Here is a 24,592-nt window from a genome sequence, read left to right on the forward strand (position 1 = left end):
ACGACGTCAACGCGCGCTCGGAAGACCGACCACGTTTCAGCCCCTCACGGGTAACTTGCCGCCCTCGAACAGTAGTCCGCGGCCGCTCACGGCGAAAGGCAATTTGGGCCCGTGGCAGACGGCGGGGCTCCAGTCCGGCACCCCGTCCCACCTCCTGCCCGGTGGGGGTCCCAGCCCAGCCCATCCTCGTGCTGTGGTGGTTACGAGCGGATGCCGAGTGTGTCGAGTTCCGCCCGCCGTTCCTCGGCAAGCGTGTCGGCCCGGCGCCGGCGTGCCGCGCTATGCGCCTGAAGGGAGAAGAAGGCCGTGGCGCGGGTGCGCTGGAGTGCGTGCTCCGGCGGACGACGAGTACCGCGGCGACGGCCGCAAACACGCCGACACCGTGCTCGACGACTTCGCCGAACGCGTCTACCGGGTGGGTCCCACGGCGTAATTCTCCACGTCGGTGGAGTCTTCGAGGTAGAAGAACTCGGCTACGAACGTGTACAGCCAGCCGCCCCAGACAGAGCCGATCCACAGCGTCCACCAAATGATCAGAGCAGGCGTGTGGGGCCGGACCGCTTGCTGCCCAGTCGGCCGGCCGGCCGTCCGGCGAGGGCCGGGCGGCTGCCACGATCGACGTGGTTCGCGATCTTGCGGCCCATCCAGAGGGCCAGCTTCTTCCGGGGCATCGTCAAGCGGACCGATTCCCCCATTCGATCAGCCGGACTCCGACCGTGCATCAGGAACGATCGGTGGTGCCGAGCCGAGCAGCTCACTGAACCGTTCACCGGCGTCGGGGGACAGCGGCTCGGTGTGGTCGATTCCGAGGCGCTGCGCGAGTTCGCGGATATTCAGGCGGACGGCTGCTTCCACAAGCTGGGCGTAGCAATCCGTCGTGCTGCGAGTGCGCCGACAGGCGGTCGTTCCCAGCAACAGGCCCACGATGCCTGCGGGCCACCATACGAACGCCAGCAGTGCGTACAGCGCTGCCCAGGCGCCGAGTTCGGTGGCACGGGCGATGGCGGTACGTGCCGCGGTGATCTCGTTGCGCGCTTCCTCACCAAGCATCAGCCACATGTGCGGCCAGAGCTGGGCCAGGTCCAGGCGATGATCACGCCGCAGCCGCACGGCAACAGCGTGCATTCGGTCACCGCTCCAAGTCGGCCGGTCCGGGCGTTCCGCAGAGATCGCCGTCCTGGTGTGGAGCGCGGCTTGCCGTGGCCCCGGGTCGTGGGGACGCTTCAGTGCCTGTGCGCGCGCGGCCTCCTTCCACCGGATGCTGTATTCCCGGTGTGCCTCGTCCCACCGGTTCCGGCGATGACGGGTCCGGCGTCGTGCGAGGGCACGCGCCGAGCGCGGCCACAAGCGCCAGTTTGTTGCCAGTGCCACCCGTTCGATCGCCGCCCCCACGGCGCGGGCCGACAGACCTGTCGCCACGGACGCCGCGAAGACGGCCGCGAGCAGTACAACCTGGCCACCCGCCGTAGTGACCGCCGGATCGTGGGCCCAGGCGGTGATGTGCCGGATCAGGAGCGGGACATCCAGTGCGTGGGAGTGACCGAGGGCCCGTCCGGCCGCGAACACCATGAGATACAGGGCCCCGGGCAGTGCCAGCAGGCTCACCCACTTGTCGGCGAGGTTCTTGCTGAGTTCGGTGCCGAACCCGCCGAGAAGGTCGGTCACGTCGTGAGTGTCGTGCGCCGGAGGGACGAGCCCGTCACGTGGCAGACGGGCCTACTCTCCGGCCCGGGCCAGGCGTAACGGGCGCACGGATGCTCGGCGCGCGGACAGAGCAGGACCGATTCGCCGGGCACTATGGGAATCCCGGCCACGGTCACCATCGACGCGTCACGGACGCGCCCGAAGACGCCCATGGCGTCCTGTGCCCGCCGCAACGCGCGATGAACGGTTTCGAGCAGGTCGGCAGGATCCGTGCCGTCGTGCAGGGCGGTGAGCAGTTCGTCGAGTTGCCGCAGGTCGTCTGCCGGGCCACGTTCCAGCTTGGCGCGGATACCCTCGACGTTCTCGCAGACGAGTGCAATGCCGTCGGCGATCTCTTCCGCCGTCCGCCTACCACCGCGTGCCACTGGCCTTCTCCCGAATTGTCGCCGTCAGTGGACCCGTGCGCTCTGGGTCGCCGTCATCGTACGCTGAGAGGCCGTGCTGCGAGGAGGGCTGATGGGACGCGATGAACTGCTGGGGCTGTTGGAGGAGTTCGTGCTGCGGATCCGAGCGACCGGTGATCCGTCACCGGCATGGTCCCCCGGTGTGATTGCGATGGCCGACAGCCTGGCGGAAAGCCTCGACGAGGAAGAGCGCCTGGACATCCCGGCCAGGCATCTGCTGGGCTGGCTGAAGTGGTATCAGGCCGAAGCCGTGCCGTCCGGACAGCGTCAGGCCCTGGTTGACGAGGCATGGGACCTGCTGTCCGCGGCCTCGATCGCCTTCGGCTTGGTGGACTTCCCCGAACCGTTGCTGCCCGCGTTGGCCGACCAGGCCTCGTTGCGACTTCCCGCGATGCTCAACCACGCGATGCTCGGCCCGGACACCCAGCTCCTCTCGGATCTGGTCGATCAATGGATCCACGTGGTGAACGCCACCCCGCGAGGGCATCCACATCGGGCGCGGCGGCTCGCGATAACCTGCGGGGCGCTGGTTTCCCGCTCCCAGCGCACCGATGCGCCAGCAGATCTGGACCAGGCGCTGGCGGTCGGCGCCGCGGCCGTGCAACTCGGCGCGGACGAGAAGGACCTGAGCATGTACCTCTCGAACCTGGGTGCCGCTCTCAAGCTGAGGTACGAGCGCACTCACGATGCGGCGGATCTGGACGAAGCCATCGCCGTCGCACGCCGGGCCGTCGCTGTTGCGGCAGGTGACAGCAAGGTGGCTGTTGCGGCAACAAACCTGAGCGGAGTGCTGAGTTTGCGCTTCACACGCGAGAGCAGGCCGGAGGACGCGGCCGAGGCGGCACGAGCTGCCCGGCAAGCCGTCGCAGCAGCTGACCCGCGCGACCCGAGCCTGGCCGCGATCCTGCACAACCTGGCCAGGGCGCTGTATGCCAGCTTCGAGCTCACCCGCTCGCCGGCGGATCTCGACGAGGCGCTGGGCGCCGCGCGTCGGGCCGTGCTGGCCGGCGAAGGACACGCCGATGCGGCCATGTACCTGTCGAACCTCGCGGACGTGCTGCGCGGCAGATTCGAGCTGACCGAGTCCGAAGCCGATCTGGACGAGGCCATCATGGTCTCGCGCCGCCTCGTCGACATCAGGCCTGTGGAGCACGACTCCCGCGTCCACGACCACTTACGCCTCGCCGCATTTCTGTCCGCCCGCTTCGCCCGCACCGGCGATCCGGCGGACATCGATGACCTGGTCGCGGTCAACCGGCAGGCCGTCCATGCCGTTCCCGGCAGCGTGCCGCTGCTCACCAGCCTGAGTACCGCGTTGCGGTTCCGCCACGAGGCGTCCGGGAAAGCCGCGGACCTCATTGAGGCCATCGATCTTGCCCGTCGCGCCGTCGCGATCTCCGCGGTGGGAGACCGGGCCCACCTCTCCGCCCTGCTCCAGCTCGATCGCGCGCTGTGGGCGGGTTTTCAGCTCTCCCGTGCGTCCCGGGACCTCGACGAGGTGATCGTCGTTCGGCGGTCGATCACCGAGGCGACTGCGGCCGACAGCGCGGACCTGTCCGAACGCCTCTCCCAGCTGGCTCAGGCGCTGTTCAACCGCTTCCATGACCGCGAGACCCCGGCGGACCTGGACGACGCCATCTCCGTCCTGCGCAGAGCCCTGGCTGCTGCGGCGACCGACGCGGAGCGTATGTCCTGCCAGTCGGACCTCAGTTGCGCTCTGCAGAGCCGCTTCGAGTACGTCGGCGGCGCCCGATCCGACCTGGACGAGGCGGCCGACATCGCCCGACGCTTCACCGTTACGGCGCAGCCAGAACCCGCGCCCGGGCTGCTGATCAGCATGGCGATCGTGCTGGACGCTCGGGCGCGGCGGGTCGGGACTGTGGACGACCTGGACGCAGCGATCACCCTCGTTCAGCGTGCCGCTGCCGCGACAGCCTCGGAACCCCGGCCACGGGCGAACCGGCCTCGTGGACATCTCCAGCTACGCGCCACGGAGATCTGGACGGCCCCGGAGGACGATGACGAGCCGGGGCAGACCGAGGTGCGGCGCCTGCTCGGGGCCTATCTGACCCGACGGTTCGAATGGAACTACGTGCAGGCTGACGTGGACGCCATTGTGGCCTCGCGGCGGGAAACGGCCGCGACGACGTGCGCCGACGGTACGGAGCACGCCAGGAACCTGGCTTCGCTCAGCTACGCGCTCAAGCTCCAGTACCACCGGACGGGCAATCGGGCGGACCTCGACGAAGCCGTGACAACGTGCCGGCAGGCCCTCGCGCTCGATCCGGAGAACGCCGTCTGTCTGACCTCTCTGAGCGACACCTTGAAACACCGGTTCCTGGCGGACCGGAACGACGCGGATCTCGAGGAGGCCATCGAGCTGGGCCGCCGCGCGACACAGATCGCGTCGGGCGGCGACGGACATCGGGCACAAGCGTTCGGCAACCTCTGCCAAGTGTTGGAGACTCGCTTCGAACTGCACCCGTACACGACAGACATCGACGAGGCGGTGGATGCCGCGCGTCAAGCCCTCCAGGCCGCCGCCACCGACTTCTCCCGACCGAACTGGCTCTTGGTTCTCGGGGAGGTACTGCTGACCCGGATCACCCACCGTCGCGGAAGTGACGCCGACGGCGAAGCCAGCCGGGAAGAGGATCGCGCAGAGGCGCTTCGTGTCCTGTCGGAGCTGGTCCGCTCCCCTGCCGCGGCGCCACGGCTACGCGTTCACGGGGCCAAGGTCGGCGCGCATTTGGCCGCCGCGACTCCCGCGACACCGGGCCCCAAGGATCTGGCGCTCGCGTCCGACCTTCTGGAGACCGCGGTCCAGCTGCTGCCCGAGGTGGCGCCGCGTCGGATGCGCCGCGCCGAGCAGCAGGGTGCCATCGAGTCGGCGAGAGGACTCGCCGACGATGCTGCGGCCATGTCCTTGGCCGAGCCGACCAGGCCGCCGGCCGAGCGGGCGCGCCGCGCCCTGTCGCTGCTGGAAGCAGGCCGCGCCGTGCTGCTCGGCCAACTCCTGGACACCCGTGGGGACCTGACCGGGCTCCAGGAGACCCACCCTCGGCTGGCGGCCCGATTCACAGCTCTGCGCGATGTTCTTGACCGGGACGCCGACCCGGCACTGCCCGGCGACGGCGACCGCATCGGGGCAGCCGCGGAGCTGGCGGCGACGCTTCGCGAGATCCGGTGCCTGGACGGCTTTGCCACCTTCGCCCTGCCTCCCACGGCCGCCGAACTTCTTTCCGTCGCCGACCGGGGCCCGGTCGTCAGCTTCAACGTCGCGTACCGCGGCGACGCCCTCCTGCTCACACGGGAGGGCGTCACCTCGCTGCACCTGCCCGCCGTCACCGCGAGCACGGTGATCGACCAGGTCAACGCCTTCCATGTCGCGCTACGGGAAGCCCAGGACCCGGCCGCGGACCGCGTCGCGGCGCAGAACACCATCATCACGGTCCTGAAATGGCTCTGGGACAACATCACCGGCCCGGTCCTCGACAAGCTCGGCTACCACGGCCCCCCTGCCGACGGCACGCCATGGCCTCGACTGTGGTGGGCGCCTGGCGGATTCCTCAGCCTGCTGCCGCTGCACGCCGCCGGCCACCACGACGATCCCATGAGCGGCCATACGGTCATGGACCGCGTCGTGTCGTCCTACACGCCCACCATCCGGGCGCTGCGTCACGCGCGACTGCGGCAGACGGCGGTTGGCACCTCCGCGAACACTTCACTGATCGTCGCCATGCCTACCACCCCAGGCCTGCCGGACCTGCGGAACGTCCCGTACGAGACCGAGTTGCTGGCGGACATCCTGCCCGTCCCCCTCGTTCTGACCGAGCCGGACCGTGACCGGGTTCTGACGGACCTCCCCGGCCGCGCCGTCGCGCACTTCGCGTGCCATGGCAGCTACGACATCGACGACCCGACGGCCAGTCGGCTCCTGTTGCACGACCACGAACAGAACCCGCTGACCGTCGCCGATCTCAACGCTGTCAACCTCGACGGCGCACAGCTCGCCTATCTCTCCGCCTGCCACACCGCCCTTAACCCGGCCGAGCGCCTGCTGGGGGAGGGCATGCACCTGGCCGGGGGACTGCAGGCGGCGGGCTTCCCACAGGTTGTCGGGACGTTGTGGGAAGTGGACGACGAAGTTGCCGTCGAGATCACCGACGACTTCTACACGGGGCTTCGCGACACACGCACCGGGAAGCTCGACCTCGGCCGCGCGGCGCGTTCCCTGCACCGGGCCGTCCGCTCGCAGCGGGACAACTACCCTGGCACTCCGTCCTTGTGGGCATCGCACCTGCACTTCGGCGCCTGATCACGCTCAGGCCTCACCCAGGATGATCCGGCGCAGCTCCGGCAGGTACCGGATCACTGGATCACCCTGGAACGACAGTGGGCCGGATCGCAGGACCGACGCCCCGAACCCGGGGCTGTCGGGCCGCGGTCCGTGCACGCCGACGGGGGTTCCGTCGCCGTTGACATCGGGTGATGTGGCGTAGACCGGGCCTTTGTAGCGCAGAGCGCGCACCGTCTCGACACCGGCCGCCGCGCAGCCGAGAAACACCAGCGCAGCGGCGTCCAGGTCGTGCTCCCGCGCCGCGAGACCCGCGACGAGCCCGCCGTAGCCGTGGGCAATCACGGTGACCCTCGCGGGAGCACGCCAACGTCCATAGCCCTCCGCCGTCACGGGCAGCCCCGCGAGGAACCTCGCGAGCCGTGGGGCACCGGTGGCGGCGGACGCCGCGTCCCGGGCCTCCTGGGGCGACCGGGGTACCACATAGTCGGCCCAGGTGATGACGGAAAGTGTGTCGTCGTCCGGTCCCGACGCGAACTTGCGGAACAGCTCCTCCGCTCGCTTCAGCTGTCGGTCCATGGCCTGAGCCCCCATACTGACGCCGGGAACCATCACGACCACATGGCGCGCGTCGTCCGGGTTGTTCCGTGCGATGACCACCCGCCCCTCTTCGATATCGAAATGCAGGAGCAAAATGCGGTTGCTGTCTGGCATGGACGGCAGTCTGTACGGCCGGGCGTTGCGATGGCAACCGCGCTGGGAAACAGTGCACTTGAGCAATAACCCAGTGACGTCGTAGATCCCACGCACACCTCCGCGTGGGGTGCCCAGGACTGGCAGTACGCTCGCCGCCGACTGCCCGGTGGGTGACCCCAAGATCAGTAAGAAGGCGTTGTCTTTCCGAAGGCGGTAGCTGCGTCTCCGCTGTGCAGGCATGAGATCGGTGCCCCGGCGGGAGGGATGGCGTGTCGTGTCGTCTCTTCGGGTGGAGTGCCGGATGCCGTCGGTGACGGGACTGTTGGAGGAGCGGGAGCGTGCTGCCCGTCAGAGCCCGAACGAAGCCGCCGCGCTGAAATGCGTCTGCACGGCCGTCATGAGCCTGGACCCCACCGGCGCTGGCCGCAAACGCTGGACCATGGCCCGCACCGCTCTCCAGCCCGGTGACATGTTTCCGGTCACGGGCAGTGCTACTGCCAAGCAGACCGATGGTCAGGCCGGGAGCCGACGCGTCCGTCCAGGCCGTCGACCGACCCGGCGCCCATGACGATCACCAGGACCCCCCGTCGGGTCGGCCCGGCCGCGAGTGCCGTCGCGTCCAGGGACTCACCCTGCGTCGGCACTGTCGGATCACGCCCCCTGTGGTGCTCCGGCGGCCCGACTGATCAGGCCGCCGGATTGATCACAGTCGGCTCTGGTAAACGGCTCCGTTGACCCCGCGGTAGGCGATCAGCACGGTGTTGTCGGGTGCCGCGGCCCCGCCGAGCGACCCGTCGAACACCCCGCTCACGAACGGCGGGCGGGAGAACCAGCCACCCCAGGCGCCTTTTCCGCCGGCGGAGTAGTTGCGCTGCCAGAGGGTGTAGTCGGCAGCCCTGGCGAAGAGGTAGACGCTGCTGCCCGCGGCCACCAACGTCGGGCTGCCGCTGACCGTACCGCCGAGCGAGGTCCAGTCCGACCAGGTTCCGGAGGCCGAACGCACGCGCTCCCAGATCGAATCGTCGGCCGTCCGAACGGCGACGTGGGTGCGGCCCGCCGAGTCCGTGACGGCCGAGGGCCGCCCGTATGTCGCGGCGCCACCGGGCGCGCCCACCGAGCTCCACGCCCCGGCCGGACCGGTCTGCCAGATGAGGCCGTCGGCGCCGCGCGCGAAGATCGTCCAGTCGCCCGGGCCCCGGAAGGCGACGCCGGGGGCGTCCGTGATCTGTCCGCCGATGCTCTGCCAGGCCCCCCACGTCCCGCTGGTGCCGCCGCTGAAGGTCCTGAGATACGTGGCGTCGTCCGTGCCTCGTACGAACACGTCGATCCGGCCGCCGGCCGAGCCGTACGCGGCCGGCTGGCCGAGGATCGCACCCGCGACGGGGCCGCCCAGGTTCACCGAGGCGCCCGTCCACGATCCGTCGCTGCCTGTGCGCTGGATCAGAGCGCCGTTCGCGTCACGGGTGAACGCGGTGAGGGTGGTCCCATTGGCCACGATCGCCGGGCTGGCCGAGGAGCTCGCGCCCAGCGGGACACCGGGGGCGGCGTCCGTGCCGGACAGCTTGAAGAAGGCGGTGCCGTGGGCGGGGACCGTGACGGTGTACGACCCGGTGTACGTCCCCCGGTCCTGGCGAGCGCGCAGGTCGCGGACGCTGATGCTCCCGGTCAGCCCGGCGTCGGCGAAGGTGACCGTGCGCTGGGCCGGGGAATTCGAGCGGTTGAGCAGGACGACCGCGCGCTTGCCGGCGCCCTGGAGGACCTTGCTGTAGACGTCGCCAGTGGAGTCGGTGGCCACCCGTACGCCCTGAATGGCCAAGGGGTCCTGGTCGACGGCGAGGATGTCGGGGTTGCGTAGAGTGTCGATCATCGACTGAGGAAGGGTGCGCGGGTCGGAGCCGATCACCAGCGGGGCGCCCATGACCGACCAGAGCACGAGCTGGGAGGTCGACTCCTCCTCGTTCAGCTCGTACGAGCCGTTCGCGAGCTTCCGCATGGGCAGCAGGTAGTCCGGGTCGTTGTAGTGGCCGGGGCCCTGCGCCTCGGGGTGCCAGGCGTTCGCGTCGGCGCTGCGCAGGATGTTGGGCCACACCCCGGTGGAGGGATCACCGAAGGCGAGGTCGGTGCCCGTGCGCCAGGAGTCCGCTGTCGTCGGGCCGTAGGTGTAGGTGTTGTGCGCGTCCTGGGCCGGGGTGTGCGAGAGCCCCCAGTCGTCGGTGAGCGGGTTGCAGATGTTCAGCAGCATGGGCCGCCCCGTCTTGGCCAGGGCGTCGCTGAACTGCTTGAACGCGGGGCCCGGGTCGAGCTTCGCGCCGATCCCGCACAGGAAGTCGGCCTTGACCGCGTCGAACTTCCAGTCCGCGAACTGTTGCGCGTCCTGCTCGTAGTACCCGCGACTGCCGAGCCCGCAGCTCTTGCCGCCGTCGTAGGTGCCCGCGTCGGTGTAGATGCCGGCCTTGAGCCCGTGCTGGTGAAGGTACGTCACGAGCGACGGCAGCCCGGAGGGGAAACGGGTGGCGTTGGGGGTCAGCCGTCCCTGACTGTCCCGGGGGGTGTCGGCCTGCCAACCGCCGTCCAGCCAGACGATGTTGTAGCCGGCGTCCCTGAGGCCGCTGCTGACCAGGTGGTCGGCGACGGACTTCACCTCGCTCTCCGTCGGAGCGCCCAGGCCGTAGTAGGTGTTCCAGCCCATGTACGGCGTCGGGGCAAGGCCGCTGTTGTAGTAGCGCGGCGCGCCTTGGTCGATGGTGCCGGGAGCGGCCGGGTCGGCGGCGTGCGCCCCTGGCACGGCCATCCCTACGAGCGCGGTGGCACCCAGGGCCGCCGCGGCCCGTCGGGCACGCACCATCCCTGCACGATGCGAAGTCACTGTGTCTCCCGAGAGTTGGGGGAATCATCGGCGCCCCGCCCCGTCGGAGAGTCCTCCGGATCGCGGCGGCGGCGCCACGACGACGACTGTGACCTTGTGTTCTTGCCATGTCAAGAAGTATTACTAATTTATGTTCACGGTTCGTGAGGCATGCGAGCGACGTGCCATCTGCCTGGTGCGCTTCTGGGCGCCCCACGGCCTGGCAACGATCGGCAGGAACGACCCCTTCGAGCCGAAGGTCGCGCGTACGCGGCAGAAGTGCGGCGTCGACGAGATGGTGATCTCTTTGTCCGGACCGGGCCCCTGTCAGGCGGTCCGGGCCACCGGGGCGCGGTAGGCGATGAGTGCGGCCGGCAGGTCGCTGCGCCGGGAGACGTTCAACTTCCGGTAGACCCGGGTCAGATGCTGTTCCACGGTGCTGACGGTGATGAACAGGTCTTTCGCTATCTCCCTGTTGGTGTGTCCCATGACCGCGAGTGAGGCCACCCGCCGCTCGGCGTCGCTGAGGACGTCGGGCACCGACGTCACCCCGCCGGAACGTGCGGTGAGCGCCGTGCCGTGGTCGGGGACGAGGTCTGTCAGCGCTCGCGTGATCGGCGTCGCGCCGGACTCCAGGGCCAGGTGCGAGGCTCGGATCATCATCACCCGGGATCGTTTGTGATCGCCCAGCCCGCGGAAGGTCTGGCCGAGATCGAGCAGTGCCTGGGCGAGTTCCACCGGATTGTCCACATGCTGCAGTTCGTCCACGGCCTGCCGCAGTACGCTCGGCCGGTTTCGGAGTTCTGTCGTTCCCGCGCTGACCCGCAGGGCCACGCCGCGTCCCCGGGACGCCGCAGGACCCGACCGGCGAAGTTCCGTGTCGATGAGGACCTTGGCCCGCCGCTGGCGGCCCTCGCGCAGGTGCGCCTTGGCGGCCGATGTCCGCCACGGCACCAGGCTCGACCGGTCCATGTCCCACTCGGCCATCAGGTCACCGCAGATCAGGAAGTCCTCCAGCGCCGCGGACGTGTGCTGGGTCGCCAGCCGGTACTCACCGCGGGCGTACACGTAGTGAAGCCCGTAGCGGGTCTGGTAGACCTCCGGCGGTACCGGTCGGCTCAGGGTGTCCGCGGCCGCGTCGAAGGACCCGAGCGCGGTCTGGGCCATCACGAGCGTGGCCAGGGCCATCGCCGCCGTCACGCCGTGTCCCTGTGTGGGGCAGTGCGCGAGCGATTCCTGGGCGTAGCGTTCCGCGGCTCTCAACCGGCCCGTGCGCAAGGCGACTTCGGCCCGCAGGGCGAGCAGCGGACTCCGCCACCCCTCGGCTCCGACGGTCGCGGCCTGGTCCAGCAGGTGCCGGATGCCGCGTTCGGTCTCCGCCAGCCGCTCGCTGTAGAGCAGGGACAGCAGCGCGAAGTCCGCCTGCTCCCACGTGTCCTGGGTCACCCTGGTGCTGTAGAGGACCTGCTCCGCACCGCGCAGCGTGAAGGCGTCGGCGCGCCCCCGCAGCACCTGGGTGAGCAGTCCCGCGGCCTGCACCGTGGGGTCCGCGCGGACCGACAGCGACAGGCCGCGGCCCCCCTGGTGACCGCCGCCGGCGGCGGCTGACAGCCGGTCCGTACCGGGGATGCCCGGGTAGGACAGCGCCAGTTGGGCCTGCACGGTTCGAAGTTCCGCGGCCGTGTGCAGATCAGGGAATCCCGTTGACGGCAGGGCGGCGAGCCCCTTTCCCGCGGCCTCGGCCAACCCCGTCCGCAGGAGGTACTTCGCGGCTGTGGCCGACGCCTGGCCGTCGAGCCGGTCGGAGGCGAACGCCTCGGCAAGTCGGGTGAAGTGGCCTGCGCCACCGGCTGTCGGGAGCTGCCACGCGATGCCGGCCAGGAGGGTCAACGCCGTTCCCCGCTGGGCACGGTCGGCGGACATGTCGTACGCGTGCTCGGCGCAGATCCGGGCGAAGTCCCCGGCGCCCGTCTGCGCGGCCTTGCGGGCGGCCTCGCAGAGGAACGCCGCTCCCCACCCGTCGTCCGGCGCGTCACCGGCCAGCAGGTGGTCGACGACCTGCCGGTCGCCCGCGCCGTGCCCGTGGAGCAGTTGGGCCGCACGCTGGTGGAGCTGCCCGGAGTCTGTTGCCCGCAGGCTCCGCAGGACGGCGGTCCGCAGCGCGGGGTGGCGGAAGCGGCCCTTGCTCAGCAGGCCCGCGTTCTCGAGGTCGCGGACGGCCCCCCGCACGGTGTCGGCCGGGAGCCGCAGGACTTCCGCGAGCAGGTCGTCGCCGAGGTCCTCACCCAGCACCGCGCGGCCGCGGGCCACGGCCGTCGCGTCACGTCCGGCCTGGTGCAGGCAGCTCATGACCGCCCCGGAGTAGGCGTATCCGCTGCCCGGGCCGTCGGCCTCGCCGTCCGCGGACGGCGAGTCGTCGCCCAACTGGGCGTCGGTGGCCAGGGCGTGGACCAGGAGAGGATTGCCGCCGCTGAGAGCCAGGACCCGCCGGGGGTCCAGCCGGGCCGCCCGGGGTCCGCGCGATGCCAGCAGCCGCGCCACTCCCGCTTCGCTCAGTGGAGCGAGCAGAACGCGCTGGTAGTCGGTGGCGCGCAGGACCGTGTCCAGGGGCGAGGTGCTCCTCTGCTGACCGGTCGTCTGTTCGGTGAGGATCAGCGCCACCCCGCTCCCGGACAGCCGCCGGAGCAGGAAGGCGAGCCACCGGACCGACAGCTCGTCGGCGAAGTGGACATCGTCGACGCAGATCAGCAGCGGTTGCGCGGGCGTGCGGTCGAGGAGGTCCTGGGTGATCTGCTGCAGGACGGGCACGGCCGGATGCGAGTCGGAGTCGTGCGCGGTCAGCAGCGCGGTCTGCCGGCGCAGCTCGGCGCCGACGGTGGGGCAGTACCGGAACAACTGGTCGGCGACGCCGAGTGCGTTGCCCTGCTCGGCCTCCGACGCCACCGCCTTCAGCACGGTGAAGCCCGTTGCCGAGGCTTCTTCGCACAGCGCGTGGACGAGAGCCGATTTTCCGCTGCCTGCCGCTCCGAGGACGAGTCCGGCGGCTCCCGAGCCCCTTCTCGCTTCGGCCAGGACGTGCGACAGCGTACGAGTCTCCTCGTCGCGCTCCACCAGTTGCGGCCCAGCAGTCATCGGGTTGCTCCTCGAACGTATCCCCCGGTCGATCCCGCGAAAAAGCTAACAGCCCGATCATGGCGAAAGCGCCGGATCGGCGTATGGGGCGGGTTAAAGCTGGTTTTGAGTGGCGTCGGAGCGGTTTCGGGTGCTGTTCTGGCTGGTGGCAGCCCTGAGACGGCGGTGTGATGTCAGTCGCGTGGGTGCGGAGTTCGGGGACTTCGGACCGCGGCTCCGCCTGGGTGCCGGTGACCCGGGTACGGGGGAGTCCCGTCGGCCCGCAGCGCCGTGGCGCAGACCAGCAAGCCGTCCCGGGCGACCCACCGGCCGTGCAGGACGTCATGCCGGGTGGCGCCGACCAGCGGGCCGGGGGAGAGCAGCCGCGCGGTGAAGCCCCCGCTGCGGGCGGTGTCCGCGAAGGGGAGGATCTCGGCCTCGGAGAAGTCGATCATGCGAAGGGCGAACGGGTACCAGGTCTTGTACACCGCTTCCTTGGCGCTGAACAGCAGCCGGTCCCAGCTGACTTCCGGGAGATCGGCCTGCAGGGCCGTGATCAGCTCCCGCTCGGCCGGTGTGGCGGTGATCGCCTCCAGGACGCCGTCGGGCACCGCCGCGTCGGGCTCCGCGTCGATGCCCAGGGAGGCGATCACCTCGGCACGGGCGACCGCTGCCGCCCGGAAGCCGTCGCAGTGGGTGATGCTGCCGACGACGCCCGCCGGCCAGCCAGGTGCGCCGAACCGGTCACGCAGGATGGGGGCCGGCGGCTCGCCCAGCGCGGCCAGGGCACGGCGGGCGCAGGCGCGTCCGGTGCCGAACTCCGCCTGCCGGCCTGCGACGGAACCGTCCACCAGCTGCCGTTCGGCAGGGAAGAGAGCCGCCACGCCGCCCGGAACGTCGCTGAACGCCTCGGCGGACACCGCGCCGGCCGGCAGCACCGCCGCGATCACCTGGCCGCCCCTTGTCCGGTGCCGGAGAGCACGCGGCGCGGTACGGGCGGCGGACCGCCGTGGCGCTGCCACTCACGGGGATAGCCGACCGAGACCTCGGTGAACCGCACTCCGTCGATCCAGAGTGTCCTGGGGATGTGCAGGTGGCCGTAGACGACCTCGACCGCGCCGAAGCGGACGTGCCAGCGCGCGGTGCGCTCCGTGCCGCACCACAGGGCGAACTCGGGGTAGCGCAGGACCAGGGTGGGATCACGGGTCAGCGGAAAATGGTTGGCGAGAACGGTCCTGGTCCCCGGCGGGAGAGCGGCCAGGCGGGCCTCCGTCGCGGTGACCCGCGCCTGCGACCACGCTTCGCGGCTCGGCAGCGGGTCCGGGTGCAGCAGGAACTCGTCGGAGCAGACGACACCGGCCGCGTACGCCTGTTCCAGGGCCTGCTCCTTGCCGGTCAGACCCGGCGGGGTGAAGGTGTAGTCGTACAGGAGGAACAGTGGTGCGACCGTCACCGGTCCGTCCGGCGCCTGCCAGACCGGGTAGGGGTCCTCGGGGGTGAGGACGCCCAGTCGGCGGCACATGGCCACCAGGTACTCGTAGCGGGCCACGCCGCGCAGTTGCACCGGATCGTCCTTGGGCGTCCACAGCTCGTGGTTGCCCGGCAGCCAGATCACCCGTGAGAAGTTCTCCGCGAGGGTGGACAGCGCCCACTCCACGTCCGCGGCGTACTCGCCGACGTCTCCCGCCACGATGAGCCAGTCGCCGTCCGTCCCGGGCCGGAACCCCTCGACCATCGAGCGGTTCTCCCGGTATCCCACGTGCAGGTCGCTCACCGCGAGCAGCTGCGGCCCGTCAGACATGGGCGGACAGCGTGGCGGTGATCTCCGCCGCGACATCGGCGGCGGCCTCGCCCAGATAGAAGTGGCCACCGGGGAAGATCTTCAGCGAGAAGCCGGCCGAGGTGTGGTCGCTCCAGGCCGAGACCTCCTCGACGGAGACCCTCGGGTCCTGGTCGCCGATCAGGGCCGCGATCGGGACGTCCAGGACGGCCGGCGGGACCGGTGCCCGATAGGTCTCGACGGCGCGGTAGTCGCCCCGGATCGCGGGAAGGATCATCTGCACCAATTCGTCGTCCGCGAGGATGGCGGCGTCCGTTCCCCCGAGCGACCGCAGCTCCGTCACCAAGTCGGCGTCGGACTTCAGGTGCACCCGGTCGTCGCGTACCACCGAGGGCGCCCGCCGGCCGGAGACGAACAGGACGGCCGGCCCGCGGCGGCCGCGCAGCGCGAGGCACCGCACCACCTCGAAGGCGACGAGGGCGCCCATACTGTGCCCGAAGAACGCGTACGGCCGGTCCGCCATGGGCGCCAGCGCATCGCAGATCAGTTCCGCCAGCCGCGGGATGTCGTCCACCACCGGTTCGTTCCGGCGGTCCTGACGTCCCGGATACTGCACGGCCAGCACATCGACACCAGGTCCGAGCAGCGCCGGCAGCGGACGGAAGTAGCCGGCCGAGCCGCCGGCGAAGGGGAAGCACACCAGGGGCACAGTGCCGGGCGTGGCGGGTTGGAACCTCCTGATCCACAGGTCGTTGTCCATGACTGGTCCTGACACGTCGGTTCTCCCGCAGCGTTGATGGATTCCGGAACCTGACACCGGCCCGGACAGGCCGCTCCGGCCGGGCCGCGCGGCCGGATCGGCCCACGTCGGCCGCTTCGCGTCCCGAATTCCCGAACGTACCCCAAGCCGGTCCGCCGGACGGCAGGAGAGCCAGCGGCCTCAGGGGGCGTTAGGGGCTCTCCTAGGGGTCCGGGTCCGTTTTCACCGTCCTAGGGTCGTCCTGTCCGACCACGCCGGCCTCCGACCGCGCGGTGCACCGTGAGGAATCCGGGCCCCGGCGCCGCGGGCCACCCGGCTCTGATCCGCCGATGGGAAACCCATGTTGTCTGCCGTCCCCCCTGTCCGGGACTGCGTCCGCTCAAAGCGGCGCCCGCGCCGCCACCAGGGCACCGGCGGGACCCGGTGAACCGCCCACAGCCCGCGACGGGGCCCAGCGCCGTGGTCTTCCCGGGCATGGGACCGGTCCGCTACGCCGACGTGGCCCGCTTCATGCTGAGCAACCCGCACGCACGTGAACTCGCCGCGGTCGCGGACGACGTGCTCGGCCACAGTGTGGCCGACCGGTTCAGCGCCTCCGAGGACCCCTACTGCGTCGACGCCCAAGTCGCCTTCATGGTCAACTGCGTCGCCCTGGCCCGCTGGTCGCAGCACGAGCTGGGAACCGACCCCGCGTACTGCGCGGGACCGAGCTTCGGCGGGAAGTCCGCCGCCGCCTGGACGGGCAGCCTGTCCTTCCCGGACGCGGTCCTGATGACCGCGGAACTCGCCCGCATCACCGAGGAGTACTTCCGCACCGACCACCAGGACGTGGTCACCCACTCCTTCATCCGCACTCCCGCCGACCGGCTGGACGAGATCCTCGCGGAGATGGACGCAGCCGGCGAGTGGTACGAGATCTCCTGCTACCTCGACGACGACTTCTTCATGGTGACCCTGCGCGAACGCGCCCTCGACGACCTGCAGCGACGCCTGCGCGCGGTCGGCGGACTGCCCCTGTACACGATGCGGCCGCCCATGCACTCCAGCGTGTTCGGCCCACTGCGGGAGAGGGCGCGGCTGTTCCTGGACTCCCTGCCCTTCACCGATCCGGCCGTGCCGATCGTGGCCGACCACGACGGCCGGCTCGTCGACCGCGCGGACGACGTCCGCACCCTGCTCCTGGACTGCTTCGTCCGTCCGCTCCGCTGGCCCCTGGTCATCGGAACCCTGCGGGAACTCGCAGTGGGCGACGTCGTGGTGGCGGGCCCCGACAACCTCTTCGGCCGGGTCGCCGCGACCCGGCGCGCGTTCGAGGTCACCTCCGTCAGCCCGCAGTTCGCCCTGCTCCCCGCGGCGCGGCGTGCCGCCGCCCGCATGGCCCCGGACGGCGAGAGCCGACCGCAACCGACCCCGGAAGGAACCCGATGACCGTGTGGAACCAGCAGTTCGAGGACATCCTCCGCGGCCACCTGCCGTTCCTCGGCGCGCAGGAGCCGCTCGCCGAGGATCTTCCCCTGCGCGAACTCGGCCTGGACTCGATGGGCACCGTCGAGTTGCTGTCCGACCTGGAGACCGCCTACGGCGTGCATTTCCGGGACGACAACCTCACCCCCGCGACCTTCCACACCCCGGCCGCGCTGTGGGCCGTCATCGACGGCCTCCGACCTCGGTCGGCGTGACATGGCCACCGATCAGGCCGACTTCAGCGACGCACTGCACGGCCGGTTCCTGCGCGGCCTGGACCGGAACCCGGAAGGAACGGCGGCCCGGTACGAGGAACAGCGCGTGCGCTATGCCGAACTGCACGGACGTGCCCTGGCCTGGGCCGGGGCGCTGCTCGACGCGACGCCGCGGCGGCCGCTGACCCTGGGCATCCTGACCGCCGGAGGAATCACCGGCTGGACCGCGGTCCTCGCCGGACTCTACGCGGGCGCCCCCGTGGTCCCGCTCAACCCCGCCTTCCCGCCCGAGCGACTGCGCCGGATGGTCACCGCCGCGGGGGTCACGGCCCTTGTCACCGACGCGCTCGGCGACGCCGTGCTGCCCGCCCTGCTCCAGGCGCTGCCCGACCGGCCGCGCCTGCCGGTGCTCGCCGCCGAGGCTTCCGGCGGCGCCGGACCCGCGGCCGGCCCGGCCGTCCGGCCGAACCCGGGGTCGGCGCTGGACCGGCCGCGCGCCGTGAGCCCGCAGGACCGCGCCTACATCCTGTTCACCTCGGGATCGACCGGTACTCCCAAGGCGGTGCCGGTCACCCACGGCAACACCGCGCACTACTTCCGCACCCTGGACGCCCGGTACGACTTCGCACCGGACGACGTCTTCTCCCAGACGTTCGACCTCGGTTTCGACTGCGCCATGTTCGACCTGTTCTGCGCCTGGGGGGCGGGCGGCACCCTGCTGGGCGTCCCGGAGCGCGCATACCACGACCTGCCGGGGTTCGCCGCCCGGAACAGCCTGTCCGTGTGGTTCTCCACCCCGGCCGCCATCGCCGTCGTGCGCCGCGCCGGAGGCCTGACCCCGGACGCACTGCCCGGTCTGCGCTGGAGCCTGTTCATCGGAGAGGCATTCCGCCGGCGCGACGCCGCCGACTGGCAGCGGGCGGCCCCCGCCTCGGCGGTGGAGAACCTGTACGGCCCGACCGAACTGACCATCAGCATCTCGGCGCACCGCTATCAGCAGGACCGGTCGCCCGCACTGTCCGTCAACGGGGTCCTGCCCATCGGCGCCGTCCACGACGGCCACGAGCATCTGCTGCTCGACGCCGACGGCGAGCCCGTAGCCGACGAGGGTGAACTGTGCGTCACCGGTCCCCAGACCGTCACCGGCTACCTCGACCCGGAGCAGGACCGCGGTCGTTTCCTGGTCAGGGACGGACGTACCTGGTACCGCACAGGCGACCGGGTACGGCGGGTCGAGGGCGGTGAACTCGTCTGCCTCGGCCGCGGGGACGCCCAGGTGCAGGTACGCGGATGGCGGGTCGAACCCGCGGAGATCGACCATGCCCTTGCGGACTGCGACGGTGTCGACGAAACCCTGACGGTGGGCGTCAGGTCCGCCGGGACGGACGAACTCGTCACCTTCCACACCGGCGCGCCGCTTCCGGTCGCCACCCTCGCCCGCCACCTCCTGCGCACCGTCCCCGTCGAACTGGTGCCGCGGCGTTTCCAGCACCTGGCGGAGATGCCGCTGAACACCAACCGGAAGATCGACCGGGCTGCGCTGATCAGCAGAGCAGAACGCCTGGTCGGCCTCCCGGCGGCGGACCCCGCTCCCATTTCCGGGCCCGGCGCGGACCCCGGCGACCGGACCCCCACGGTGCCGGACGCCGGGTCCTTCCCGGCGAACCACAAGGAACCGTGATGCCGTCCAGTACCCACAACCTCCAGGGCGATGGCGCGCACGGGGCTGCCGCCTCGGGGCCTTCGCTCGTGCACGGGCTGCTCGACGCCGCCGCGCGCGAGGCCCCCGAAGCCCCCGCGGTCAGCGACGGCGCGGACCACTGGACCTACCGCCGTCTCGCCCGGCTCAGCCACGCGTTCGCGCAGTGGCTGCTTGCTCAGGGCGTTCGTCCGGGAGACCGTGTCGCGGTACGCCTGCCCACCTCGGCCCGGCTCGCCGTGCTGCTCTTCGGAACGTCCCGCGCCGGAGCGGTCTTCGTTCCGCTCAACCCCGAGACCCGGGGGTTCCAGCTGCGGCCGCTGCTGGCGGACGCGGAACCCGCGCTGCTGGTGGCCGAGGCCGAGGCCGCGGCCGCGAGCGGGCTCGGCGGCCTGACCCCGGCCCCGGTGCACAGCATCGAGGACGTCTGGGCCGACGTCGAGCGACGGGCGGACCTGCCCGACGGCGAACGGCTCCCGGGAGCGGCCGTCGCCCCCACCGCACTCGCCGTCCTGCTGTACACCTCCGGCAGCACCTCCACGCCCAAGGCGGTCGCCTGCCCGCACGCCCAGGTCGTTTTCGCGGCCTCGGCGATCCAGCAGGTCCTCGGCTACCGCCCCGACGACGTCGTGCTCAGCCGGTTCCCGATGTCCTGGGACGTCGGGCTGTACAAGGTCCTGCTGAGCACCCTGGGCCGCTCCCACCTGGTGCTGGTCGGTGACGGTACGTCGGACCTGGTCCTGATGCGCAGGATCCGGGAGACCGCGGCCACCGTCGTGCCGGTTGTCCCGTCGCTCGCCGCGATGCTGGTCAAGCTGGCCGCCCGGGAGGCCGAACCCGTACCGGGCGTGCGGATGTTCACCAGCACCGGAGCGGCCCTGCCGCAGGCGACCATCGACGGCCTGCGCCGCGCTTTCCCCGGTGCTCGCGTCGTGCGCCAGTACGGGCAGACCGAATGCAAGCGGCTGACCGTCATGCCCGTCGACCGTGACGACGAACGCCCCGGATCGGTCGGCCTCGCGCTGCCCGGCACCAGCGTCCTGATCGTGGACGGCGAGGGCCGCCCGGTGCCGGCCGGGGAGACCGGCGAGATCGTCGCCGCCGGACCGCACGTCATGCCCGGGTACTGGCGGGACCCCGAGCGCTCCGCCGTGACCTTCCGGCCCGACGGCGCCGGCGGTCTCCGGCTGCACACCGGCGACTTCGGACGGCTCGACGAGGACGGCTTCCTCTACTTCGAGGGCCGCCGCGACGACCTGTTCAAACGGCGCGGGACACGGATGAGCGTCGTCGAGATCGAGGCCGCCGCCGCCGACATACCCGGTGTGCGGGCCTGTGTCGTCCTCGCCCCCACCGACCGCCGCGACCTGGCGATCGTGGTGGCGAGCGAACTCGATCCCCACACGGTCCTTCGGGAACTCGCGCGGCGCCTGGAGCCCGCCAAGGTGCCCGCCCACTGCCGGACCCTGGCAGAACTGCCCCTGACACCCCACGGCAAGAGCGACCGCAAGGCGCTGGCCGCAATGATCGACGGAGAGACCCGGTGAATCGCGAAGAACTGGCGGCGCGCTACGGCACACCCCTGTACGTCTACGACCTCGACCGGGTCGCCGACGCCTGCCACGACCTGACCGCGGCGCTTCCCGAAAGGTTCTCGCTGTTCTACGCGCTCAAGGCCAACCCCCATCCCCGGGTCGCGGAGGCCGTGCGCGAGAACGTCCCCGGTACCTGCCGCGCCGAGATCAGCTCCTCCGGAGAACTGGCCGCCGCCCTCGCGGCGGGGTTCCCCGCCGCCGACTGCCTCTACACCGGGCCCGGCAAGACCGCCGGCGAACTGGCGCAGGCCGTCGCCGACGGCGTACGGCTCTTCTCCGCCGAGTCGCCGGGCGACCTGCGGCGGATCGGCGCGGCCGCGCTCGCCGGCGGAGCCGTCGCCGACTGCCTCATCCGCGTCAACAGCGCGAGTGCCACCGCGTCGACCAGCATCCGGATGACCGGCACCCCGTCCCAGTTCGGCTTCGACAGCGAACTCCTCGACGCCCCGGCACCCGGGATCCTGGACGTCCCCGGAACCCGGATCGTCGGTGCGCACTTCTTCCCGCTGAGCAACGCGCGGGAGGAGGACGACCTCATCGCCGAGTTCACCAACAGCATCACCGTGGCCGCCGACGTCGAGCGCCGGCTCGGCATCCGGCTGAGCCTGCTCGACCTCGGCGGCGGCTTCGCCTCTCCGTACGCCGCGCCGGGACAGCGGCCCCGCTACACAAGGCTGCGGGCCGCGCTGGAATCAGCCCTGGACGAGCACTTCCCGCGCTGGCGCACCGGTGGTCTCGAGATCGCTTGTGAGTCCGGCCGCTACCTGGTCGGCGACAGCGGCTCCCTGCTGACCCGGGTCGTCAACACCAAGGTGAGCCGGGGGAAGACCTTCCACGTCCTGGACGCCGGGATCAACACCCTCGGGGGCATGTCCGGCCTCGGCCGGCTCCTGCCAACCTCGGCCCGGCCCGCGGAGGACACCGGCGCCACCGCTGAACCGGAACGGCCGTCCGCCACCGCGAGCCTCGTCGGGCCGCTGTGCACCCCCGGCGACATCCTCGGCCGGGAGCTCGGACTGCCGCAGCTGTGCGCCGACGACCTGGTCACCCTCCCCAACGTGGGTGCGTACGGCCTCACCGCGAGCCTGCTCATGTTCCTCGGGCGGCCCGCGCCGGCGGAGGTCACGCTGCGCGGGGGTGCCGTCGCCACGGCGTCCCGGATCGAGCACATCCGCGTCGACGTGCGCCCGAGAAACCTGGACTGAACGGGTTCCGCCCCGGGACCGCTCGCGGTCGTGAACCGGCGGCCGTTGCGGGGCGGATACCACCGGGCACATCGTGCCCCGCACCAACCACCGCTCGCACCATGGAGTTCGTTCGATGAGTAGCACGCAGAGCGTCGCCTCCGCCCACGCCGACGGGGGCGACGAGAGAGCGGCCCGCCGCGAAGCCTGGGAGGCCAGACTGGCCGGCCTGCCGGCCGGGGCGCGCTACGGCCTGCTGCTGGAACTGGTGCGCGCCCAGGCGCTGGCCGTTCTGAACGACGTCGGGCCCACAGCCGCTGAGGCGGTGGACTCCGAACGCGCCTTCCTGGAACTCGGCTTCGACTCGCTGGCCGCGGTCGACCTCCAGTCCCGGCTCAGTGCCGCGGTCGGCATCGAGCTGCCGGTGACGGTCGTCTTCGACCACGCCAGTCCGGCCCAGCTCGCCCGCTACCTGACCGATCAGCTGGCCGGCGCCGACCCCGAGGCCCCCGCCCCGGTCCGGCAGGAGGCGGCGACGGACGGCGACCCCGTGGTGATCGTGGGCATGGGCTGCCGTTACCCCGGTGGAATCGGCTCACCCGACGACCTGTTCCGCCTGGTCGCGGAGGGCGGCGAGGTGCTCTCCGACTTTCCGGCCGACCGCGGGTGGGACCTGTCCTCCCTCTTCGACAAGGACCCCGACAAGCCCGGTACGACCTACATCCGCAAGGGCGGCTTCCTGGCCGACGCGGGCGGCTTCGATGCCGACTTCTTCGGGATCAGCCCGCGCGAGGCCACGGCCATGGACCCCCAGCAGCGCCACATCCTGGAAACGGCCTGGGAGGCGCTGGAGCACGCCGGGATCGACCCGACGGCGCTGCGGTCCAGCAGGACCAGCGTGTTCGTGGGTGCGGAGGTGCACGAGTACGGCACCCGGGTGCACGAGGCGCCGAACGGCCTCGACGCCTATCTGATGACCGGCAACACCCCCAGTGTCATCTCCGGCCGGGTCTCCTACGTCCTGGGTCTTGAGGGTCCGTCCCTCACCGTGGACACCGCCTGCTCGGGTTCGCTGGTGGCGCTGCACCTGGCGGTGCAGTCGCTGCGGCGCGGGGAGTGCTCGCTGGCGCTCGCTGGCGGGGTGACGGTCATGGGCAACCCCGGCATCTTCACGTCGTTCGCGCGGCAGCGTGGTCTGTCGGTGGACGGGCGGTGCCGGTCGTTCGCGGCGGGGGCGGACGGTACGGGGTTCGCGGAGGGGGTGGGGGTTCTGGTGGTGGAGCGGTTGTCGGACGCTCGGCGGCTGGGGCATGAGGTGTGGGCTGTGGTGCGGGGCAGTGCGGTGAATCAGGACGGGGCGAGCAATGGTCTGACGGCGCCGAACGGTCCTTCGCAGCAGCGGTTGATTCTGGACGCGCTGGCGGCGGCGGGTCTGGGTGTGGGGGACGTGGATGTCGTCGACGGGCATGGTACGGGGACGCGGTTGGGTGATCCGATCGAGGCGCAGGCGTTGCTGGCGACCTACGGTCAGCGGTCGGGTGGGCGTCCGTTGTTCCTGGGTTCGGTGAAGTCGAATCTGGGGCATGCGCAGGCGGCCGCGGGTGTGGCGGGTGTGATCAAGATGGTGATGGCGATGCGCCATCGGACGTTGCCGGTGACGTTGCATGTGGATGAGCCGTCGCCGCAGGTGGACTGGTCGGCTGGTGCGGTGGAGCTGCTGACGCGGGCCCGTGCGTGGGAGGTGGAGGGGCGTCCGCGCCGGGCAGGTGTGTCGTCCTTCGGGATCAGCGGCACCAACGCCCACGTCATCCTCGAAGAAGCACCCGAGGCTCCGAGCGATGGCGGACTGCCCGTCGGGGCACCGGCTCCGGCCCCGTAACGACACGTCCCGGACCGCGGCTCGACAGGGGACTGTTCCCCCGGCCGCGTTCTTGCGGCGGCGCCCGATCGGCTCCGCCCACGGCCCGGCCGGCTCATCGGCCCGCGGCCTTCCCGTCCGCTGCCGCGGACGTCCTTCCGGGCCGCCGGTGCCGGCATCCGGCCCTCACCCTCACAACGATCTTGACATGAGTACGGAGACTGACATGAGCACTGACCTGGGCATGAACGCGGGTTCCGAGAACGGGCGCGTCGAGTCTGACGCGGTGTCTGTTGTGGGTGTTGGGGTGCCGGTGGGTGGGTGGCCGTTTGTGGTGTCGGGTCGTGGGGTGGGTGGGTTGCGGGGGCAGGCGGGGCGTTTGCGGGATTTTGTTGCGGGTTCTGCGGGGTTGGGGGATGTGGGGTGGTCGCTGTTGTCGCGGGCGGGGTTGGAGCGGCGTGCGGTGGTTTTTGGTGGGGACCGGGGCGAGTTGGTGGCGGGTCTGGAGGCGTTGGCGGGGGGTGTTGAGGCTCCGGGTGTGGTGTCGGGGTCTGTGGTGGGGGGTTCGTTGGGGTTGGTGTTCACCGGTCAGGGTGCGCAGCGGGTGGGGATGGGGCGGGGGTTGTACGAGGCGTTTCCGGTGTTCGCGGAGGCGTTCGACGAGGTGTGCGGGGTGTGGGGGGTTCATGGCGGGGTGGATCTGAAGGCGGTGGTCTTCGGCGACGCCGACAGTGGCACCGGTGGGGGCGCTGACGCGGGTGTGGGTTCTGGTGGGGGGTTGTTGGATCGGACGGATGTGGCGCAGGGGGCGTTGTTTGCGTTCGAGGTGGCGTTGGTGCGGTTGTTGGAGTCGTGGGGGGTGCGGGCGGGTGTGGTGGGTGGGCATTCGTTGGGGGAGGTGGTGGCGGCGTGTGTGGCGGGGGTGTGGTCGGTTGAGGATGCGGTGCTGGTGGTGGCGGCGCGTGGGCGGTTGATGGGGG

The 24,592-nt window shown here is 71.1% G+C and carries 16 protein-coding genes and 2 pseudogenes; 9 read left to right on the plus strand and 9 right to left on the minus strand.

All coding sequences use genetic code 11. From position 1 onward, the window contains the following. Positions 1 to 533: 533 nt before the first annotated feature. Genes ACIP64_RS30380 through ACIP64_RS30390 form a run of 3 tightly spaced genes read right to left on the minus strand, consistent with a single transcriptional unit; the run spans position 534 to position 2,069 of the window. Positions 534 to 677, minus strand: a complete 144-nt coding sequence (locus ACIP64_RS30380; RefSeq protein WP_401592845.1) for a hypothetical protein — start codon at positions 675 to 677, stop codon at positions 534 to 536. Positions 678 to 699: 22 nt separating this feature from the next. Next, positions 700 to 1,665, minus strand: a complete 966-nt coding sequence (locus tag ACIP64_RS30385) for a hypothetical protein (protein ID WP_401592847.1) — start codon at positions 1,663 to 1,665, stop codon at positions 700 to 702. After that, the gene (locus ACIP64_RS30390) at positions 1,662 to 2,069 is read right to left on the minus strand and encodes a hypothetical protein (RefSeq protein ID WP_401592849.1); all 408 of its coding nucleotides are present in this window, start codon (positions 2,067 to 2,069) and stop codon (positions 1,662 to 1,664) included. Before ACIP64_RS30390 ends, ACIP64_RS30385 begins: the two co-directional genes overlap by 4 nt. A gap of 91 nt (positions 2,070 to 2,160) precedes the next feature. Between ACIP64_RS30390 and ACIP64_RS30395 the strand changes: the two genes are divergently transcribed. Further along, entirely contained in the window at positions 2,161 to 6,426 is a 4,266-nt protein-coding gene (locus ACIP64_RS30395; RefSeq protein WP_401592851.1) for a CHAT domain-containing protein, read from the plus strand. A 6-nt stretch (positions 6,427 to 6,432) separates the two neighbouring features. Here the strand turns inward: ACIP64_RS30395 and ACIP64_RS30400 are convergent, their stop codons facing one another. Further along, complete coding sequence (locus ACIP64_RS30400) at positions 6,433 to 7,119, minus strand: alpha/beta hydrolase (protein ID WP_401592853.1); 687 nt, start codon at positions 7,117 to 7,119, stop codon at positions 6,433 to 6,435. Between the two features lie 337 nt (positions 7,120 to 7,456). Between ACIP64_RS30400 and ACIP64_RS30405 the strand changes: the two are divergent. After that, positions 7,457 to 7,669, plus strand: a pseudogene (locus ACIP64_RS30405) (hypothetical protein); the annotation flags it as partial. Between the two features lie 135 nt (positions 7,670 to 7,804). Here ACIP64_RS30405 and ACIP64_RS30410 read toward each other — a convergent pair. The 5 genes from ACIP64_RS30410 to ACIP64_RS30430 all read right to left on the minus strand — a co-directional run bounded on the left by ACIP64_RS30410 (position 7,805) and on the right by ACIP64_RS30430 (position 15,612). Next, positions 7,805 to 9,946 carry a glycoside hydrolase family 27 protein gene (locus tag ACIP64_RS30410; protein WP_401592855.1) on the minus strand — a complete coding sequence of 714 codons (2,142 nt, stop codon included), beginning with the start codon at positions 9,944 to 9,946 and terminating at the stop codon, positions 7,805 to 7,807. Positions 9,947 to 10,273: 327 nt separating this feature from the next. Next, on the minus strand, positions 10,274 to 13,078 hold the full coding sequence (locus ACIP64_RS30415; protein ID WP_401592857.1) for an AAA family ATPase: 2,805 nt from the start codon (positions 13,076 to 13,078) through the stop codon (positions 10,274 to 10,276). 173 nt (positions 13,079 to 13,251) lie between these two features. Beyond that, complete coding sequence (locus ACIP64_RS30420) at positions 13,252 to 14,007, minus strand: 4'-phosphopantetheinyl transferase (RefSeq protein ID WP_401592859.1); 756 nt, start codon at positions 14,005 to 14,007, stop codon at positions 13,252 to 13,254. Then, the gene (locus ACIP64_RS30425; RefSeq protein WP_401592861.1) at positions 14,004 to 14,858 is read right to left on the minus strand and encodes a metallophosphoesterase family protein; all 855 of its coding nucleotides are present in this window, start codon (positions 14,856 to 14,858) and stop codon (positions 14,004 to 14,006) included. The genes ACIP64_RS30420 and ACIP64_RS30425 overlap by 4 nt, the downstream gene beginning before the upstream one ends. Next, on the minus strand, positions 14,851 to 15,612 hold the full coding sequence (locus tag ACIP64_RS30430; RefSeq protein WP_401592863.1) for a thioesterase II family protein: 762 nt from the start codon (positions 15,610 to 15,612) through the stop codon (positions 14,851 to 14,853). The genes ACIP64_RS30425 and ACIP64_RS30430 overlap by 8 nt, the downstream gene beginning before the upstream one ends. A gap of 495 nt (positions 15,613 to 16,107) precedes the next feature. Here ACIP64_RS30430 and ACIP64_RS30435 point away from each other — a divergent pair, with 495 nt between their 5' ends. From ACIP64_RS30435 to ACIP64_RS30465, 7 genes and pseudogenes are all read left to right on the plus strand, one after another. Then, positions 16,108 to 17,025, plus strand: a complete 918-nt coding sequence (locus ACIP64_RS30435; RefSeq protein ID WP_401592899.1) for an ACP S-malonyltransferase — start codon at positions 16,108 to 16,110, stop codon at positions 17,023 to 17,025. Then, positions 17,022 to 17,276, plus strand: coding sequence for a phosphopantetheine-binding protein (locus ACIP64_RS30440; RefSeq protein ID WP_401592865.1), 255 nt, complete (start codon positions 17,022 to 17,024; stop codon positions 17,274 to 17,276). Before ACIP64_RS30435 ends, ACIP64_RS30440 begins: the two co-directional genes overlap by 4 nt. Before the next feature lies 1 nt (position 17,277). After that, complete coding sequence (locus ACIP64_RS30445; protein WP_401592867.1) at positions 17,278 to 18,957, plus strand: AMP-binding protein; 1,680 nt, start codon at positions 17,278 to 17,280, stop codon at positions 18,955 to 18,957. After that, on the plus strand, positions 18,957 to 20,522 hold the full coding sequence (locus ACIP64_RS30450; RefSeq protein ID WP_401592869.1) for an AMP-binding protein: 1,566 nt from the start codon (positions 18,957 to 18,959) through the stop codon (positions 20,520 to 20,522). The genes ACIP64_RS30445 and ACIP64_RS30450 overlap by 1 nt, the downstream gene beginning before the upstream one ends. Continuing rightward, positions 20,519 to 21,775 carry a type III PLP-dependent enzyme gene (locus tag ACIP64_RS30455; RefSeq protein WP_401592871.1) on the plus strand — a complete coding sequence of 419 codons (1,257 nt, stop codon included), beginning with the start codon at positions 20,519 to 20,521 and terminating at the stop codon, positions 21,773 to 21,775. The genes ACIP64_RS30450 and ACIP64_RS30455 overlap by 4 nt, the downstream gene beginning before the upstream one ends. 151 nt (positions 21,776 to 21,926) lie before the next feature. Beyond that, a pseudogene (locus tag ACIP64_RS30460) lies at positions 21,927 to 23,633 on the plus strand (beta-ketoacyl synthase N-terminal-like domain-containing protein); the annotation flags it as partial. Positions 23,634 to 23,838: 205 nt separating this feature from the next. Further along, positions 23,839 to 24,592: acyltransferase domain-containing protein (locus tag ACIP64_RS30465; protein WP_401592873.1), on the plus strand; the 754-nt coding region annotated here is incomplete at its 3' end.

Source organism: Streptomyces sp. NPDC088733 (assembly GCF_044751185.1).
Lineage (GTDB): Bacteria > Actinomycetota > Actinomycetes > Streptomycetales > Streptomycetaceae > Actinacidiphila.